At 59.0% G+C, this 15,619-nt stretch carries 14 protein-coding genes; 8 read left to right on the top strand and 6 right to left on the bottom strand.

The genetic code is table 11. From position 1 onward, the window contains the following. Nucleotides 1-153: 153 nt before the first annotated feature. On the bottom strand, nucleotides 154-1,635 hold the full coding sequence (locus HMPREF2849_RS02940) for a carboxyl transferase domain-containing protein (protein WP_070862586.1): 1,482 nt from the start codon (nucleotides 1,633-1,635) through the stop codon (nucleotides 154-156). A 108-nt stretch (nucleotides 1,636-1,743) separates the two neighbouring features. On the opposite strand from HMPREF2849_RS02940, the gene HMPREF2849_RS02945 reads away from it, so the two are divergent. Beyond that, nucleotides 1,744-2,730, top strand: coding sequence for a ribokinase (locus HMPREF2849_RS02945; protein ID WP_016423305.1), 987 nt, complete (start codon nucleotides 1,744-1,746; stop codon nucleotides 2,728-2,730). A gap of 113 nt (nucleotides 2,731-2,843) precedes the next feature. Here HMPREF2849_RS02945 and HMPREF2849_RS02950 read toward each other — a convergent pair whose 3' ends face one another. Genes HMPREF2849_RS02950 through HMPREF2849_RS02965 form a run of 4 tightly spaced genes read right to left on the bottom strand, consistent with a single transcriptional unit; the run spans nucleotide 2,844 to nucleotide 5,906 of the window. After that, a complete protein-coding gene (locus tag HMPREF2849_RS02950) occupies nucleotides 2,844-4,109 on the bottom strand; it encodes an ABC transporter permease (protein WP_016423304.1) in 1,266 nt (421 codons plus the stop codon). After that, complete coding sequence (locus tag HMPREF2849_RS02955) at nucleotides 4,106-5,011, bottom strand: ABC transporter ATP-binding protein (protein ID WP_070862587.1); 906 nt, start codon at nucleotides 5,009-5,011, stop codon at nucleotides 4,106-4,108. Before HMPREF2849_RS02955 ends, HMPREF2849_RS02950 begins: the two co-directional genes overlap by 4 nt. A gap of 59 nt (nucleotides 5,012-5,070) precedes the next feature. Beyond that, nucleotides 5,071-5,640 (bottom strand): hypothetical protein, encoded by a 570-nt coding sequence (locus HMPREF2849_RS02960; protein ID WP_016423302.1) that lies wholly within the window; start codon nucleotides 5,638-5,640, stop codon nucleotides 5,071-5,073. Between the two features lie 2 nt (nucleotides 5,641-5,642). Further along, nucleotides 5,643-5,906 carry a helix-turn-helix transcriptional regulator gene (locus HMPREF2849_RS02965; protein WP_042388879.1) on the bottom strand — a complete coding sequence of 88 codons (264 nt, stop codon included), beginning with the start codon at nucleotides 5,904-5,906 and terminating at the stop codon, nucleotides 5,643-5,645. A gap of 133 nt (nucleotides 5,907-6,039) precedes the next feature. On the opposite strand from HMPREF2849_RS02965, the gene HMPREF2849_RS02970 reads away from it, so the two are divergent. The 6 genes from HMPREF2849_RS02970 to gcvT all read left to right on the top strand — a co-directional run bounded on the left by HMPREF2849_RS02970 (nucleotide 6,040) and on the right by gcvT (nucleotide 13,926). Next, the gene (locus HMPREF2849_RS02970) at nucleotides 6,040-6,906 is read left to right on the top strand and encodes an aldo/keto reductase (RefSeq protein ID WP_016423301.1); all 867 of its coding nucleotides are present in this window, start codon (nucleotides 6,040-6,042) and stop codon (nucleotides 6,904-6,906) included. Between the two features lie 61 nt (nucleotides 6,907-6,967). Further along, a complete protein-coding gene (locus HMPREF2849_RS02975; RefSeq protein WP_016423300.1) occupies nucleotides 6,968-7,720 on the top strand; it encodes an enoyl-CoA hydratase in 753 nt (250 codons plus the stop codon). Nucleotides 7,721-7,761: 41 nt separating this feature from the next. After that, complete coding sequence (locus HMPREF2849_RS02980) at nucleotides 7,762-10,215, top strand: HAD-IC family P-type ATPase (protein WP_016423299.1); 2,454 nt, start codon at nucleotides 7,762-7,764, stop codon at nucleotides 10,213-10,215. A 226-nt stretch (nucleotides 10,216-10,441) separates the two neighbouring features. Then, nucleotides 10,442-10,819, top strand: a complete 378-nt coding sequence (locus HMPREF2849_RS02985; RefSeq protein ID WP_016423298.1) for a DUF485 domain-containing protein — start codon at nucleotides 10,442-10,444, stop codon at nucleotides 10,817-10,819. 2 nt (nucleotides 10,820-10,821) lie between these two features. Continuing rightward, nucleotides 10,822-12,474, top strand: coding sequence for a solute symporter family protein (locus tag HMPREF2849_RS02990; RefSeq protein ID WP_016423297.1), 1,653 nt, complete (start codon nucleotides 10,822-10,824; stop codon nucleotides 12,472-12,474). Between the two features lie 279 nt (nucleotides 12,475-12,753). Further along, complete coding sequence (gene gcvT / locus HMPREF2849_RS02995; RefSeq protein WP_016423296.1) at nucleotides 12,754-13,926, top strand: glycine cleavage system aminomethyltransferase GcvT; 1,173 nt, start codon at nucleotides 12,754-12,756, stop codon at nucleotides 13,924-13,926. Nucleotides 13,927-14,113: 187 nt separating this feature from the next. Here gcvT and HMPREF2849_RS03000 read toward each other — a convergent pair whose 3' ends face one another. Next, nucleotides 14,114-14,749: a hypothetical protein gene (locus HMPREF2849_RS03000; protein ID WP_048733659.1), complete on the bottom strand. Its 636-nt coding sequence runs from the start codon at nucleotides 14,747-14,749 to the stop codon at nucleotides 14,114-14,116. 281 nt (nucleotides 14,750-15,030) lie between these two features. Between HMPREF2849_RS03000 and HMPREF2849_RS03005 the strand changes: the two genes are divergently transcribed. Further along, nucleotides 15,031-15,606, top strand: a complete 576-nt coding sequence (locus HMPREF2849_RS03005) for an RDD family protein (RefSeq protein ID WP_070545928.1) — start codon at nucleotides 15,031-15,033, stop codon at nucleotides 15,604-15,606. Nucleotides 15,607-15,619: the final 13 nt, after the last annotated feature.

Raw genomic sequence — 15,619 nt, forward strand, 5'->3', positions numbered from 1 at the left:
TGACTGCGTTTATGACACTTCAGGCGTGAAAAATTGCCCAAAAGTGTCATAAACTCAGTCACTTTCTTGCTTTCTGAGGTTGGGGTGGGGGCTGAAGGCCCACACCAGCCCCAAACCAGGCCCAGACCAGCCCCACACCAGGCCCCAGCCCCCTTACTCGCTCAGCGCGAAGCGACGGTAGTGGTCGAAACGCTGCTCACGGCCAACGCGAGCCGGATTCTTCTCTAGCTCCCAGAGGGCGTGCTCGATAGCACTCAGAGCACGGCGGGGCAGTTCGGACGAATCCTCAGGTTCGGCCACAATCTCGTCGATGACCCCGGTCTTCAGCATGGCCTCGGCGCCAACGCCCTGCTCCTCCATCATTTCCGGGGCATGCTCGGTGTCTCGGTAGATAATCGCCGAAGCGCCCTCCGGCGGCAACGGAGACATCCAGGCATCGTGCATTGCCAGCACGCGGTCAGAGGGCAGCATGGCCAGCGCACCGCCACCGCAGCCCTGGCCGAGAATGAGTGACACGGTCGGAACCTTCAAGTTCACCAGCGTGGTCAAGGTGCGGGCAATCTCGCCGGCCATGGCATTTTCCTCGGCGTCTTTGGTCAACTCAGCGCCTGGGGTGTCAATGACCGTGACTAGCGGAATGTTCAGGCTCTCCGCGATGCGCATCGCACGGCGGGCAAAACGCAGTGAGCCAGGCCCCATTGGATGCGTGCCCAGCGGCGGCTGGTTATGGCGATCCTGGGCGACCAGAATCACCGGCCGCTCACCAATCCGCGCCAGGCGAGCCCGGACCGACAGCGACTTGTGGCCATCGCCAGTGCCGGAGATCGGCACGGAGCAGTCGACAAGGGCATCGATAATGTCGCCGCCACCTGGACGAGAAGTATCGCGGGTGCGCAGGATAGCTTCCCAGGTATCGCGACCATCAATGGCTGCTACTGGCGGTGGGGTGGGTTCGCTGGGGTCTCCGTCGGCAAGCACGTCGATGGTGCGGCGGACAGCGCCGCGCAGACCTTCGAGCGGAATGATGCCGTCGATAATGCCCTGCTTGAACAGGTTCTCGGAGGTCTGAATGCCTTCGGGCATGGGTTCGCCGGTAGCGAGCTCGACGACGCGCGGGCCGAGGAAGCCGAGAAGTGCGCCGGGCTCTGCGAAGGTGAAGTGGCCTGCCGACCCCCACGACGCCATGACACCACCGGTGGTGGGATTGCGCAGGTACACCAGGAATGGCAAGTGAGAATCCTTGTGGCGCGCCACTGCGGTGGTAATAGAGATCATGAGCGCGAACGCAGCAGTGCCCTCCTGCATGCGAGTGCCGCCCGAGGTCGGGGAGAGCAACAGCGGCAGCTGCTCCGCAGTCGCGCGCTCGATGCTGCGAATAATACGACGAGCGGTTGCGGCGCCGATAGAACCGCCGAGGAAGCCGAACTCAGAACAGATGACGGCGACGCGCTTGCCGCCGACGGTGCCTTCACCGGTGATAACGGCCTCATCGAGACCGGTTTTCTCAGAGGCTCGGGACAGTGTGCCGCGGTAGGACTCGTCGATGTTGCCATGCTCGGGCGCGCCGTCCCAGGAGGTGAAACTTCCGTGGTCGAGGACGGTATCTATTACTTGTTGGGCGCTGATTCTAGCCATACCTCCACGGTAGTAAACAAGGGGTAAACCGGCTTAGTTGATGGTGGGCGGAAAGGGGTAGCGCTATTGTCGGAAAAAACGTGTCCGCACTACCGAGGAGTCGAACCAATGCCGATTACTGAGCGCCTCACCGAGCTGGCTGAACAGAGGCCAAACGTATGTGTCGTCGGTTCCATCAACGCAGACCTGACTGTCACCGTGAAGCGCCTGCCGCATGGTGGCGAGACTATCGAGGGCAGTCCTCTGCGCATTCTGCCGGGCGGTAAGTCGGCGAATCAGGCGGCGACGGCTGGAAGACTGGGCGCGGCCGTGGAACTGGTCGGCGCGGTCGGTTCGGATCCCAATGCGCAGTTGCTGCGCGACGCGCTTACCGACGCTCACGTGGACATCTCTGCAGTTGAGACCGTCGACTCTGCCACTGGTACAGCCATGATTGTCGTTGATGATGCGGCGGAGAATTTCATTGTCATCTCCGCTGGCGCCAATGGTGAAGTCGATGCTGAGATGGTGCGCAGTCATGCGGACAAGATTCAGCGGGCTGGGTGCCTCGGTCTGTGTCTGGAGATTTGTGATGAGGCTGTCCTGGCCGCCGCACAGATTGCCCACGATGCGGGTGTGCCGGTGGTGTTCAACCTGTCGCCGATTCGGGCGGTCAGTGAGGATCTGCTCGCGCTGGTCGATGTCCTCATTGTCAACGAGCACGAACTCGCAGCCATCATCGGCTCCGAGCGCGCGGTCGCCGGTTGCGAGCACGGTCAGTGGGATGCGGTTGGGCGCGCGCTTGCCGACGAACACGGGATTTCCACGGCCATTGTCACACTTGGCGGGGAGGGGTCTGCGGTCTTGAGGACGTCGGAAAGCGAGGTGGCAGTCACTCGCATTCCAGCGCTGCCCATCGAGGTCGTGGACACCACGGGCTGCGGTGATGCGTACATGGGTACGGTCCTCACCGCGTTGGCCGCGGGCGATGATGTGGTGACGGCAGCTCGTCTTGCGGCGGTGGTCTCGGCTCATGCGGCGACAGGCGTGGGGGCGCAGACCTCCTATGGCGAGACAGGAAAAATCGCGCAGTTTGCGGCGGACCATGGTCTATAAGGTGCGCTGCGCAAAGGCCTATAAGGTGCGCTGAGCAAACTACGCGATTGACGATTATTCGGTTTTAGGTGACCGTGGCCGAAGGAGTCACGCTCTTTTGGGCAGGGCTGGGGCTAGCTCTTGGCTGTCAGAGCCTTCTTCCAGCTGACCGCGGCACCGGTGCGCAGGACATTGCGCGGGTAGATCCAGGCGGCGAGTGCGATGACTGCGGCTACTCCCACAACCATGATTAGCAGCGAAGCCGCCAACTGGAGTGCGGAGAAGTTGCCAACGGCGTACTGCATCGGGGCAGTGGTGATGGAAACCGGTGGAATCCACGCTGCAATCTGCATGACGGTAGAGTCCAGCTTGCTCCAGCCAAACAGCGGAACATACATCGTGATCAGCGAGAACACCAGTACCGGCATCTGTGCGCCCTGGAAATCTTCCATACGGCTGACCAAGGATGCGGAGGCTGCATACAGCGCGGCGAAGAAGAAGTAACCGAGGATGAAGCACGGGACCAGCAGCCAGACTGCGGACCACGGCACATCGAAGCTCTCCGCCAATCCGGTAATCATGAGGGCAACTGCGGCGCTGGCGGTCAGCACGCTCATCATGATGATGCCAGCCAGACCGGCGCCGAGGATCTTGCCAGCCAGCAGGTGCGCCGGGCGAACGGTCGAGAGAATGATCTCGATGACGCGGGAGGACTTCTCCTCGATGACGCTGGTGGCCACCGCGCCGCCGAAGACGAGGATGGCGGTCATCATGACCATCACACCAATCAGTGTGATGACCACTGCGGGCATCTTCTCGTCTTTGGCTTCATCCAGCGACTCCACCGACACGGCTGCGCTTTGAGTCTTGGAGAAAAACTCGCTGGGGTTGATTCCGTTTTCGCTGAGCAGCATGGCTTCATTTTGTTTCTGCAGCGATTCCTGCAGCATTGGGGCCAGCCAGGATGGGGCGTCGTCGGCAAGCAGCTTCCACGAGCCCTCCTTGCCTTCTGCGGTGTCGGGGACGAGAGCGGCGTCGGCGTCGCCGTCGGTGACGGCAGCGCGAGCGGCCTTGTCGTCTGCCGCGGACGTAATCTCCAACGGTGAGAGCGATGCTGTGGCAAATGCGCCGGCTGCGGCATCCGCGCCTTCAGCATCCTTTATTTCGGCGGTAGCGTCGGCGAGAGAGTCCGCGAACGGCGCTTCTCCGACGACCGCGATTTTTACGGTGTCATTATCGGACTTGGAGGTCATGTAGTCGGCAACGAAGATACCGCCGACGGCCGCCACTGCCATGATGATGAGCGTGATTAGCGAGCTTTTCTTCAGCAGATGCTCGCGGAGTTCGCGGACGAAAACAGTCTTGACGGCCGTTGAGGCGTTGTAAGTGTTGGTGCTCATTGCTGTACGGCCTCCTGGTAGAGCTCGGTAAGTGGAATTTGCAGAGGTCCAAACGAACGGACCGTTCCCGCTGCCATCGCGCTGTGTAGCAGCTTCTGGTCGGTGTCGGCGGGGGCGTTGGAATCGAGGTGAACGACGGTGGCACCATGGGTATCACGCTCCACGCTTGTCACGCCCTCGACGGAGGTCGCCCAATCCTGGGGCGCACCATCGAGCTTGACGACGAAAGCCCGTGGGCCCCGTGCTCGCAGCTCATCAACAGTGCCTTCCACGAGCATGCGGCCGTCGCGGATGATGCCGACGCGGTCACACATGCGCTCGACAAGGTCGAGCTGGTGGGAAGAGAACACAATCGGGGTGCTGCGGTCGGCGTACTCCTTGAGTACGGAGCTCATCACCTTGACCGCAACTGGGTCGAGACCAGAGAAGGGCTCGTCGAGGACGAGTATTTCTGGGTCGTGGACGAGGGAGGCTGCCAGCTGCACGCGCTGCTGATTGCCGAGCGAGAGCGTGTCGACCTTGTCGTTGGCGCGCTCGGTGAGACCGAGGCGCTCCAACAAGTTGTCGGCGTTGGATTCCGCGCGCTTGGTGGGCACACCGTGTAGGCGAGCAAAGTAAATCAGCTGCTTGCGGACCTCATCCTTTGGGTAGAGGCCGCGTTCTTCTGGCATGTAGCCAATCGTGCGGCGCAGCGAGTCATTCATCGGGGTATCGCCGATGCGTACCTCGCCTTTATCGGTGGCCAGCACGCCCAGGGCAATGCGCATAGTGGTGGTCTTGCCGGCACCGTTAGAGCCGACGAAGCCGTAGATTTCTCCAGGGTGAACTTGGAAGCTCATGCCACGGAGAACCTGCAGGTCTCCGTAGGACTTCTCAAGCCCGTCAATAATGAGGCTGTTCATGGTGATCCTTAGATTGAGGAGTGAAGGGCAGAGGAGGGATATGAGTTTTTGAGCCCGTACTAGTCGTCGCGCAGATTCCAGGCGTAGACGACGGTGGGCAGCGTGGAAATGTAGAGGAAAGCGATAATTCCGAAGATTCCGAAGCTGTACGGAATGTAGTGTCCCCAGTCAGGTTGCGCGTTCAGGACATAGGTGCCCACCAGAACGAGAGCGAGGAAGGTCACCAAGCCGAAGTAGGTGAAGCAGCGATATGTCAGCCCCCGCAGGTTCAGAATCTGTTCCTGCTGGTATTCGTCCAGTAGCGAGGTCGGTGCGCTGTCAACCATGTCGACTGTGATGTTGAGGCTGGTCCAGACGACGACCATAATGAGGGAAATCACTGGCCAGAGCAGAGAAAGCCATCCCGGGAAAATATCGGTCAGGCTACCGAGAAGCGCGATGCCGCTCAGCAGCATCAGCACAAGGCACACCTCGAATGCGATGACCAGCTTCCGCCGCGCCGCCTGGTTGCGCCACTTGGGCAACCAGCTCGACATCTGCTCGACACGCTTTGTGTACTTCGCTTCGCGCCGGGCTTCTAGCTTTTCGAAAAAGTTCGGTGTTGCGTCTTCAGTCCGAATAGCTGGCATCGTTAGCTTTCCTTTCGGTATAGGGCAGAGGACATGGGCTTGAATTCCTCGCGAGAAAACACCGCCTCAACGGGGAGATCGAACACCGCGCAGATGCGAAATGCCAGATCCAAGCTGGGGTAGTGGTCACCTCGCTCCAACGCGCCAATCGTTTGAGGATTGACCTCTACTTGTTTGGCTAGTTCGGCTCGGCTGAGTCCGTGTTCTGCCCGCAGCACTGAAATTCTGTTGAATATCGGTTCTTTGGGTTTAATCTTTGGGGACACACTCCAAAGTGTTATATAAACACAACGCTACGTCAACTGTTCGCAACAAAATGAAGCGCACTCACCTTTCTAAACCGCAGGTCAGCGGGGTAGAAAAAATCTAAAAAATTTTCAGTCCGTACACTCGGTTGGCATGACCACACTCAATCTGAAGTACGATGCAGCGACAACCGGAATTGCCAACGTGGAAATGGTCGATGGCAACGCCATCCCGATTCTGGGGTTCGGTACCTACAAGCTTGACGATGAGCAGGCGCGCGAATCCGTGCGCTACGCCCTGGAAATCGGCTACCGCCACATCGACACCGCATCGCTCTATCGCAATGAGCGAGGGGTTGGGCAGGGTATTGCTGATGCGGTCGCTGCGAACGTCGTAAAGCGTGAAGATATCTTCGTGACCACGAAGGTCTGGAACGATGCGCAGGGGTCGGCGGCGACGCGCGAGTCCGTGCGGGCATCTTTAGAACGGCTCAGCCTTGACTACGTTGACCTGGTGCTTGTGCACTGGCCGGTGGAGAAGCAGGGGACGTTTGGGCAGTGTTTCGATACGCTGCTGGAGCTCAAGCGTGAGGGGCTGATTCACTCGGTTGGTGTGGCGAACTTTTACCCAGAGGTGCTCGACCAGCTCTCGGAGACTCCGGTGGTCAACCAGATTGAGCTGCATCCGCAGTTCCCGCAGAATGAGCAGGTTGAAGACGATCGTCGTCGCGGTATTGTCACGCAGGCTTGGTCGCCGTTGGGGCGCGCGAAGTACTTTGAGGGCTCGCCGATTGCTGAAATCGCAGATCGCCTGGGTAAAACTCCCGCCCAAGTTGCTATCCGCTGGCACCTTCAGCGTGGCATCGTGGCCATCCCGAAGTCGGGCACGCCGTCGCGCATCAAGGAGAACTTTCAGGTCACCGACTTTGAACTCACCGACGAGGACATGGAAACGATTGCGTCGATGGCGCGTGCCGACGGGCGCCTGAGCGGCGACCCGCGGGTATTCGGCAACGAATAAGCGAATTTAGATTTGCTTATAGCCCCATCACTATTGGTGTTTCGCGGGTAGCCTAAATGCTATGACGAACCCAGCATCTGAAATCCGCGTCGAAGCCGACGGCGCAATTGTCACTATCACCATCGACCGAGATCATAAGCGCAACTCCCTGACTGCCGACGTGTGTCGTGACATCGCCGATGCGGTGGAAGCTGCCGCTGAGGTTCCAGAGCAGCGCGTTATCCTGCTGCGCGGCGAAGGCCGCGCTTTCTGTGCGGGCGCCGACCTGAGTGGCCAGCACCATGAAGATTCCTTCCACGAACAGCTCCGTCGAATGCTGCGCACAATCGAGGCCAGCCGTCTGGTGGTTATAGCGGATGTGCAGGGGCCGGCTGTCGGCGCTGGGATGCAGCTGGCGATGGCGGCCGATTTGCGCGTCGTGGGTGAGCGCGGCTGGTTTATGATTCCGCCGGTCAAGCTCGGTATCGCTGTCGATGCCTGGACAATTCGCCGCGTGCGCGTCCTCGTCGGCGGTGCCCGTGCCCGCACTATTCTGTTGGCGGCCGAGCGCATGGATCAGGAAGCCGCCCGCGGTTGCGGTCTGGCTTCCTACCTCGGTGGTCCGGACAAGGCGGAGGAGGTAGCGCTTCGTATCGCCACCTACGCGCCCCTGTCGCTGGCCTACCACAAGGCAGTGCTCAACGACGATGAGACGCATAGCCCGTTGAAGGACTACCAGCAGGAGCTCTACAACACGGTGTGGGCTTCCGAGGATGCTGCGGAGGCATCGAAGGCGCGAGCCGAAAAGCGCGAACCAAATTTCATTGGCAAATAGGTCGAATAGGTTCAGCAATTAGGCGAATAGGGTAGGCAGGCATGGGCTCGTGGAAAACTCCCGACAGTGGTCTTACTCAACAGCAGGTCCAGCAACGCATCGAGTTGGGGCACGTCAACGAGCTGCCGCCAACATCCGGGCGCAGTGTGTGGGACATTATCCGTGCCAATGTGTTTACCCGGATTAACGGTATTCTCGCTGTTTTATTCGCAGTCGTGCTCTATACCGGCTCAATCGTCAACGGTGCCTTTGGTCTGCTGATTATCGCCAACTCTATCGTCGGCATCATCCAAGAACTGCGTGCCAAGCGCACACTGGACAAGCTTTCCATTGTCGGCCGTGCAAAACCCATGGTCATTCGCGACGGGGAGCCTGCTCGCGAGATCGACCGCGAGTCCGTCGTCCTCGACGATCTCATCGAGGTTGGTCCCGGTGACCAAATCGTCGTTGACGGTATTCTCCGCTACGCCTCTGACGTGGCTGTCGATGAGTCCTCTCTCACCGGTGAATCCGATGCCGTCGATAAGAGCGTTGGGGACATGGTCTACTCGGGTTCCTCGGTCGTGGTGGGGTCGGCGCGATATCAGGCCACCAAAGTGGGCAAGGAGGCTTACGCCGCCAAGCTCGCAGCTGAGGCCAACAAATTCACGCTGACTGATTCCCAGCTCTTCCGCGGCATCAACAAGATCCTGACCTACATTTCCTGGATTCTCATTCCCGTCGGCGCCTTGGCAATCTATACGCAGCTCTTTGTCGCCGGCGATGATTTCAACGATGCGCTGCTGGGGATGGTCGCCACGCTGGTGCCCATGGTCCCTGAGGGGCTTGTCCTCATGACCACCATCGCATTTGCCCTTGGGGTGGTGCGCTTGGGGCGACATCGCGTGCTGGTCAATGAGTTGCCCGCCATCGAAGGTCTCGCGCGTGTCGACACCGTGTGTGTCGACAAAACTGGCACGCTCACCGAAAATGCGATGCAGCTAGTGGAAGTCGACATCGTATCGGGTGACGGTACCTCCCGCGATGAGGTCGACTCCGCACTCATCGATCTGTGCAAGCTCGACGATCGCCCCAACGCAACGGCTCGTGCACTGCTCGATGGACTTGCGGACGCAGGGGACGTCGTAAAGCATGAACAAACCAAAACCCGCCCCTTTACCTCGGCGAATAAGTGGTCGGCGCTGACGTATCACGGCGGTGCGACGTGGGTTTTCGGCGCGCCCGATGTGCTTGTCGACGACTCCGCGGTCGGCATGCAGAAAGCTCGGGAGCTTATGGAGAAAGGACTTCGTGTGCTCCTGCTCGCGCGGACCTCAGTTGGGGCAGATGACCTGCCCGGCGGTGCGCTGCGGAAGAGTGGCGAGGTGGAGTTGGAGCCAGTCGCACTTGTCGTGCTGGGGCAGAAGGTGCGTTCCGATGCGGCGGACACGGTGGCCTACTTCTATGAAGAAGGCATCGAGGTCAAGGTCATTTCTGGTGACAATGACCGCTCCGTGGGGGCTGTTGCACGTGAGCTGGAAATGGAGGGGGCTAACAATCCTGTCGATGCGTCTGAGCTTCCGGTCAGCCGCGATGAGAATAGCGAAGCCAAGCCCACCGAGATCCGCAACGAGTTCGCAGACATTGTGGAGTCGCGGCAGATCTTCGGCCGTGTCACGGCGGAGAATAAGCGCGATATGGTTCATGCGCTGCAGTCGCGGGGGCATCATGTGGCGATGACCGGTGATGGTGTCAATGATGTGCTGGCGCTGAAAGCGGCGAACCTGGGCGTGGCTATGGGGGATGGGGCGCCGGCGACACGTTCGGTTGCGCAGTTGGTGCTGTTGGATAATCGCTTCGCCATGATGCCGATGATTGTGGCGGAGGGGCGTCGCGTCATTGGCAATATCGAGCGTGTGGCCAACCTCTTTTTGACGAAGACCATCTACTCGGTGGTGCTGGCGCTGGCTGTGGGGCTGTGGGGGATGGATTATCCATTCGAGCCGATTCACGTGACGATTACGGGTTGGTTCACAATTGGAATCCCGGCGTTCGTGCTGTCGTTGGCTCCTAACTTGGAGCGTGCGCGCGATGGTTTCGTGCGGCGCGTGTTGCGCTTAGCGATACCGGCGGGCATCACGGTGGGGTTGTTGACCTTCATGTTTTGGTTGTGGGCAAACCCGGGAGTCGACGCCAGCGATGAGGCACGAGGGGAGGCGTCTACTGCGACCCTCATTGTGCTGATTGTTTCGGCATTTTGGGTTTTGGTGGTCGTGGCTAGGCCATACACCTGGTGGAAGGTTCTGTTGCTGGCGGTATCGGCAGGAGCCTACCTGTTCATCTTCTCGGTTCGTTCAGTGGCCACAGTGCTTAATCTGTACTGGGTAGGGCGGGAGCTGTTGATTCCCGCGCTGATCGTGGGGGCCATCGGCGCGGTCATTATCGAAGCGCTGTGGTGGTGGCGTCAGAGTAAGCCATTGCCGGAAGAAGCGGAGAACACGAGTACAACGGCGTAAATGGGGGTAGTAAAAACGGCGCCTAAGTATGCAGGTAATGGCGTTTTTGGGGGTGCCTTAAGGCTCGCTGAGAAGTAGTTAGCCGCATTTAACTTCTTTGCTAACTGTGTTCCAGGTAACTTTGTTTCCACACATAATGAAAAATGTGGTGCATGGCACACCCTCGGGGTGGCTGTGCTGGACCTCATTACGAACACCTGCATAACTTCCTGGAAAGGATTAGCCCGTGTCCGCAACTCCCTTGCCGGCAGACCGGCATAAGCCACAGGCGGCCGAGTACCGCTACGTGCAAAACTCAGCGCAGTTCCAAGAGCTCCGCTCTACATTCCGTTCTTTCGCCATCCCGATGACCGTCGCAGGTCTGGTGTGGTACATCGCATTCGTTCTGTTTGCGACGTTCGCGCCAGACCTCATGGCGACTCCCGTACTGGGCAATATCAACCTGGGCATCGTCCTTGGTCTGCTCCAGTTCGTGACCACCTTCGCCATCACCTGGGTGTACATCAACTTCGCCAACAAGAAGCTTGAGCCGATGCAGGCAGAGCTGCGCGAGGCACTGGAAAGCGGAGAAATCGCTGAAATCGTCGCAAAGAAGGAGGCATAGACATGCTGACCAGTTTCTTTGCTGCAGATGACACTGCAGCAGCAGGTAACCCGATTCTCAACATCGCGGTCTTCGTCGCCTTCATTGTTGCGACCATGTTCATCGTTACTCGAGTGGGCAAGGGCGGAAACAAGGGAGCATCGGACTTCTACACCGGTGGTGCACAGTTCTCCGGTACCCAAAACGGTCTTGCCATTGCAGGTGACTACCTCTCGGCGGCTTCCTTCCTCGGTATCGTCGGCGCCATCGCGCTGACTGGTTACGATGGATTCCTTTACTCCATCGGCTTCTTCGTAGCCTGGCTGGTCGCGCTGCTGTTGGTTGCAGAGCCGCTGCGTAACGTCGGTAAGTTCACCATGGCCGACGTGCTGTCCTTCCGTCTTAAGCAGCGCCCGGTACGTACTGCGGCTGCTATCTCGACCCTCGCGGTGACCCTGTTCTACCTCATCGCGCAGATGGCCGGTGCAGGTTCCCTGGTCGCCGTGCTGCTCAACATTCACGACTCCACTCAGCAGTCCATCGTTGTCGCGGTCGTCGGCATCATCATGGTTGCTTACGTTCTCATCGGTGGTATGAAGGGCACGACTTACGTGCAGATGATTAAGGCCGTCCTGCTGGTCGGTGCTGTCATCATCATGACCCTGATCATCCTGGTTGGCGTTAAGGGTAACTTCTCCCAGCTCCTGCAGGACGCAGTGGACATGCACGCGAGCTCGGATCACATCGCCGAGAAGGGCTACGAAGCCTCCGCCATTCTTGAGCCGGGTCTGAAGTACGGCGGCTCCTTCGTTCAGCAGCTGGACTTCGTCTCTCTGGGCCTGGCACTGGTCCTCGGTGTTGCTGGTCTGCCGCACGTGCTCATGCGCTTCTACACGGTGCCGACTGCAAAGGAAGCTCGTAAGTCCGTGACCTGGGCAATCATCCTCATCGGTGGTTTCTACCTGTTGACCCTGGTACTCGGTTACGGCGCCGCCGCACTTGTTGGTCCGGACCGAATCAACGCCGCCCCGGGCGGAGCCAACGCTGCAGCTCCGCTGCTGGCCTTCGAAATCGGTGGCTCCATCTTCATGGCAGTGATTTCCGCAGTGGCGTTCGCTACCGTGCTGGCCGTGGTCGCTGGTCTGGCAATTACCGCTTCCGCGTCTGTCGGCCAGGACCTCTACCAGGCCGTGATCCGCAAGGGACAGGCCACGGAAGCCGAGCAGGTTCGTGTCTCCCGCATTACCGTAATCGTGCTGGGCGTTGTCGCCATTATCCTCGGCATCCTGGCCATGGGGCAGAACGTCGCCTTCTTGGTGTCGCTGGCCTTCGCAGTGGCAGCATCCGCAAACGTACCAACCATCCTGATGTCCCTGTTCTGGAAGCGCTTCAACACCGCAGGCGCAGTTGCCTCCATGTACACCGGTGTCATCGCCTCGCTGGTTCTGATTATCTTCTCCCCGGCAGTTTCCGGCAGCGAGTCCTCGATGATTCCGTCGGTTGACTTCTCCTGGTTCCCGCTGACCTCGCCGGGTCTGCTCGCAATCCCGCTGGCGTTCCTGGCTGGCATCATCGCCACCTACATGGGCAAGCCGGATAACTTCGATGACCTGGCAGCTGAGATGGAAGTTCGCTCCCTGACCGGTGTTGGCACCGAGGCTGCGGTTGATCACTAATAACCACTGCGTCCTTGGCTGGCAACGCTGCCCGAACAGCTCAGCCAATCGCAATTAACTGAATAGACAAATGCAAGGGCCCCGTTATCGTCACTGGTAGCGGGGCCTTTGTGGTGGCCGCGGGGTCGTCGTCAAGCGTGTGCGAATCAGTGCATGATAGTTAATGGACGGGCCTGTTGCCCTGGCTCCGCAGGGGCTCGCGGAAGCGAGCACGGAGTCTTAGATATAAGGTGGGAAGGTAACAATCTGGTTTGCCCCACCGCAATAATTGGAGTGTGTATGACTGACAATTCTGGCGCTTCTGAGAACAACAATTCTTTCCGTAGCGCCCTGCATGATGAGCACGTAAGCCTTGGCGCAGAAATGCGCAATGTTGGTGGCTACGAAGTGCCGTTCCGCTACTCTTCGGAAATTGCAGAGCACAACGCAGTGCGTGAGGCCGTTGGTGTTTTCGACCTGTCGCTGATGGGTATCATCCGCGTCACTGGTGAGGATGCGGCGGCGTTCCTTGCACACTCCCTGATTTCGGCAATCAAGCCGCTGGCGTTGGGTCGTGCCAAGTACACCATGATTGTGCAGGAAGACGGCGGCATTATTGATGACCTCATCATTTACCGCCTCGGTAGTCACGAATTCATGCTGGTGCAGAATGCCGCAGCCGCTGAAGATGTGTACTCGACGCTGCGCGAGCGCGTTGGTGGCTACAACGTCGAGGTTGAGCGCATGAATGACAAGAATGTGCTCCTGGCCATTCAAGGGCCGAAGGCTGCGAAGCTTCTGCGCCGTCTGTTGCCACAGGATCTGCACGCGACTCTCGATGGCATGAACTACTACTCTTGCACTCTGCTCGAGGTCGCAGGTGTGGAAATGATTGTCGCCCGAACCGGCTACACCGGTGAGGACGGCTTCGAGATCTTCCCGCCGGCTGACCGCGCCGTCGAGGTCTGGCGTGCAATCATTGCAGCAGGTGGCAAGGTGGAAAACCCGGAGGATCCGGCTGACAACGGCGCTGACCTCGGCCTGCTGCCGTGTGGTCTGGCCTGCCGCGACACCCTGCGTCTTGAGGCCGGTATGCCGCTCTATGGATACGAGCTGACTCGAGACCGCACTCCGCTGGAGGCCGGCCTGAAGTCCATCATGGGGCCGACCAAGGGGCAGTTTATTGGTCGCAACGCACTGATTAATCGTCCGCAGTCGAAGGAGCTACTGGTTGGTCTGCGTTTCTCCGGTGATGAAGCTCCCAAGCGTGGCACCAAGCTCATTGATGCGGAAGGTAACGAGGTTGGCGTGCTGACTTCCGCCAAGGTGTCGCCGACTTTGGGTCACCCCATCGGTTTTGCATACGTTCAGCGTTGGCAGTCCTCCACTGGCACGGAGCTGACCGTTGAAGGCGCCGACATTACCGCCACCGTCGTTCCGACGCCGTTCTACAATCGCCGTCACCGCAAGTAGGGGAGCCCGGGTGCTCCGCCGCATTGTGGCGGGCTCAGATCTGTTCAGGCTCGTCTCTTCGTATCTGTTGGGTAAATAAAAAAATCCGCTGCAGAATTTTTGCAGCGGATTTTGGTGTTTTAGGGCGAGCTAGCGCACCTCACCTAACTAAGTCCCGAGCCGACGAACCTCGCAGCCAGAGACGAACCTAGCGGAACAGGCCGGTGAGCCCATGATTATCTTCGCTTGGCTGCTCTTCCTGCTCCGATTCCGATTCTGTCGGCTCGCCGGAGGTTGTCGGAGTCGTTGAAGTATCGGGCGGCGTGGAAGTATCAGAGGTCGTCGAGCTCTCCGTCTCACTTGTCTCCGTTGTGCTCTCGCTCGGAGTCGTCGGCTCAGGTTCCTGAGGCAGTGGCTCAGTGGTCGTCGGAGTAGTGGAAATCCACATTTGCTGCGATGTCGGGTTCGCGGGGGTTTGCTGCAGCACCGTCCATACTTCCTGCTCGCCGACTTGTGCGCATTCAAGATTCTGGCCGTTGGCGCTCATTCGTATTTCCCCGGTCTGGTTCGGGCACAGCTGCCCGATGCGCGGCGTACCGCCTTCTCGAACCTTTGGTCCGGTCGTCGTCGGCGAACTCGTCGTCGACACCGTAGTAAGTTGGCTTGACGACGAGGTTTGCGTCGCGGCAACCTCCTCGCTTTCGCTGTTGGCGCAGCTGGTGGCCGTGGCTGCGAAGGTGAGGAAGCAGCAGGCCAGCGCCAGCTGCCGGCGGTTCTTGCGCCGGACGGCAGTGAGTTTAGGGTGCTGTACGGCTGACAGCTGAGTTCGCGTATTCACATCCATCTCACTTTCTGGGCTTCTCGGGCCTGCGTCGCGTGGTTTAATTCTCGGCTTTCTGGGGCGGCGTCTCCTGAAAAACCACTGGGGGTGCCAGCTATAGGGGAACTTGCCAAGTTATTGGCAAGGTAGTTGCTGACACCCAATAGATAGGTTGATTCAACCGGCAACTATACAGTCAACTTTTCGATTTGCATACTGGATGCTTCTAATCGTGGCAGAACGGGTGCGGTAGGGAAAGGCAATTCGTCTGTGAAGTCATAAGTGGTTTTGATAGCGTGTGTCCCATGTATCGGCGCACCCCGAATCGATTCCCCGTAAAGAGTAATGCGGATTTGTTCGCTCGGCGCAGTGGCGCGTGGATACTGGATTCGTTCCTTGTAGGAATCTTTGTTGCCATCATTATGGCACTTGGCAAACTTGCGTGGGAAGCAGCCATGGCGAACTGGGCGCTGCCGAGTCCGCCAGAGTTCAGGATTTTGTATGGTGTCATATTCCCAGCTGTCTTTTTCTTTGTGCGCGTGGTTGCAGAGGCTCGCGGTGAACAGACGTTTGGTAAAAGCGCATTTTTGCTACACGTTGTTCCAGCGCGGAAAGCAGACTCTGGGGCAACTCCGTTCGAAGTCGCTCAGCCAGAGGGAACATCGGAGCTCGAATCAGGAGACGATTCTTGGCACAGAGGTTGGCGGGCAGCGGTACGTAATTGTTACCTATTGTCGCTGATTTTCTTGCCTACGGGTTTTGAGCCAAACGTTGAACTGTTTTTTGGTGTCCTGATGATTTGGGTTGCTGTTTGCCGCTGGCACCCATTCGACTGGTTGGCAGGAAAACGCGTCGTTGTTGAAAGGCGTAGCGAGCGCTAACGTTCGAGCAAGC

Source organism: Corynebacterium sp. HMSC073B01 (genome assembly GCF_001838255.1).
Taxonomy (GTDB): domain Bacteria; phylum Actinomycetota; class Actinomycetes; order Mycobacteriales; family Mycobacteriaceae; genus Corynebacterium; species Corynebacterium jeikeium_D.

Excerpts from the sequence above, each read along its gene's own strand:
- HMPREF2849_RS02940 (WP_070862586.1), bottom strand. The coding sequence starts at position 1,635 with ATGGCTAGAATCAGCGCCCAACAAGTAATAGATACCGTCCTCGACCAC.
- HMPREF2849_RS02945 (WP_016423305.1), top strand. The coding sequence starts at position 1,744 with ATGCCGATTACTGAGCGCCTCACCGAGCTGGCTGAACAGAGGCCAAAC.
- HMPREF2849_RS02950 (WP_016423304.1), bottom strand. The coding sequence starts at position 4,109 with ATGAGCACCAACACTTACAACGCCTCAACGGCCGTCAAGACTGTTTTC.
- HMPREF2849_RS02955 (WP_070862587.1), bottom strand. The coding sequence starts at position 5,011 with ATGAACAGCCTCATTATTGACGGGCTTGAGAAGTCCTACGGAGACCTG.
- HMPREF2849_RS02960 (WP_016423302.1), bottom strand. The coding sequence starts at position 5,640 with ATGCCAGCTATTCGGACTGAAGACGCAACACCGAACTTTTTCGAAAAG.
- HMPREF2849_RS02970 (WP_016423301.1), top strand. The coding sequence starts at position 6,040 with ATGACCACACTCAATCTGAAGTACGATGCAGCGACAACCGGAATTGCC.
- HMPREF2849_RS02975 (WP_016423300.1), top strand. The coding sequence starts at position 6,968 with ATGACGAACCCAGCATCTGAAATCCGCGTCGAAGCCGACGGCGCAATT.
- HMPREF2849_RS02980 (WP_016423299.1), top strand. The coding sequence starts at position 7,762 with ATGGGCTCGTGGAAAACTCCCGACAGTGGTCTTACTCAACAGCAGGTC.
- HMPREF2849_RS02990 (WP_016423297.1), top strand. The coding sequence starts at position 10,822 with ATGCTGACCAGTTTCTTTGCTGCAGATGACACTGCAGCAGCAGGTAAC.
- gcvT (WP_016423296.1), top strand. The coding sequence starts at position 12,754 with ATGACTGACAATTCTGGCGCTTCTGAGAACAACAATTCTTTCCGTAGC.
- HMPREF2849_RS03000 (WP_048733659.1), bottom strand. The coding sequence starts at position 14,749 with ATGGATGTGAATACGCGAACTCAGCTGTCAGCCGTACAGCACCCTAAA.
- HMPREF2849_RS03005 (WP_070545928.1), top strand. The coding sequence starts at position 15,031 with ATGTATCGGCGCACCCCGAATCGATTCCCCGTAAAGAGTAATGCGGAT.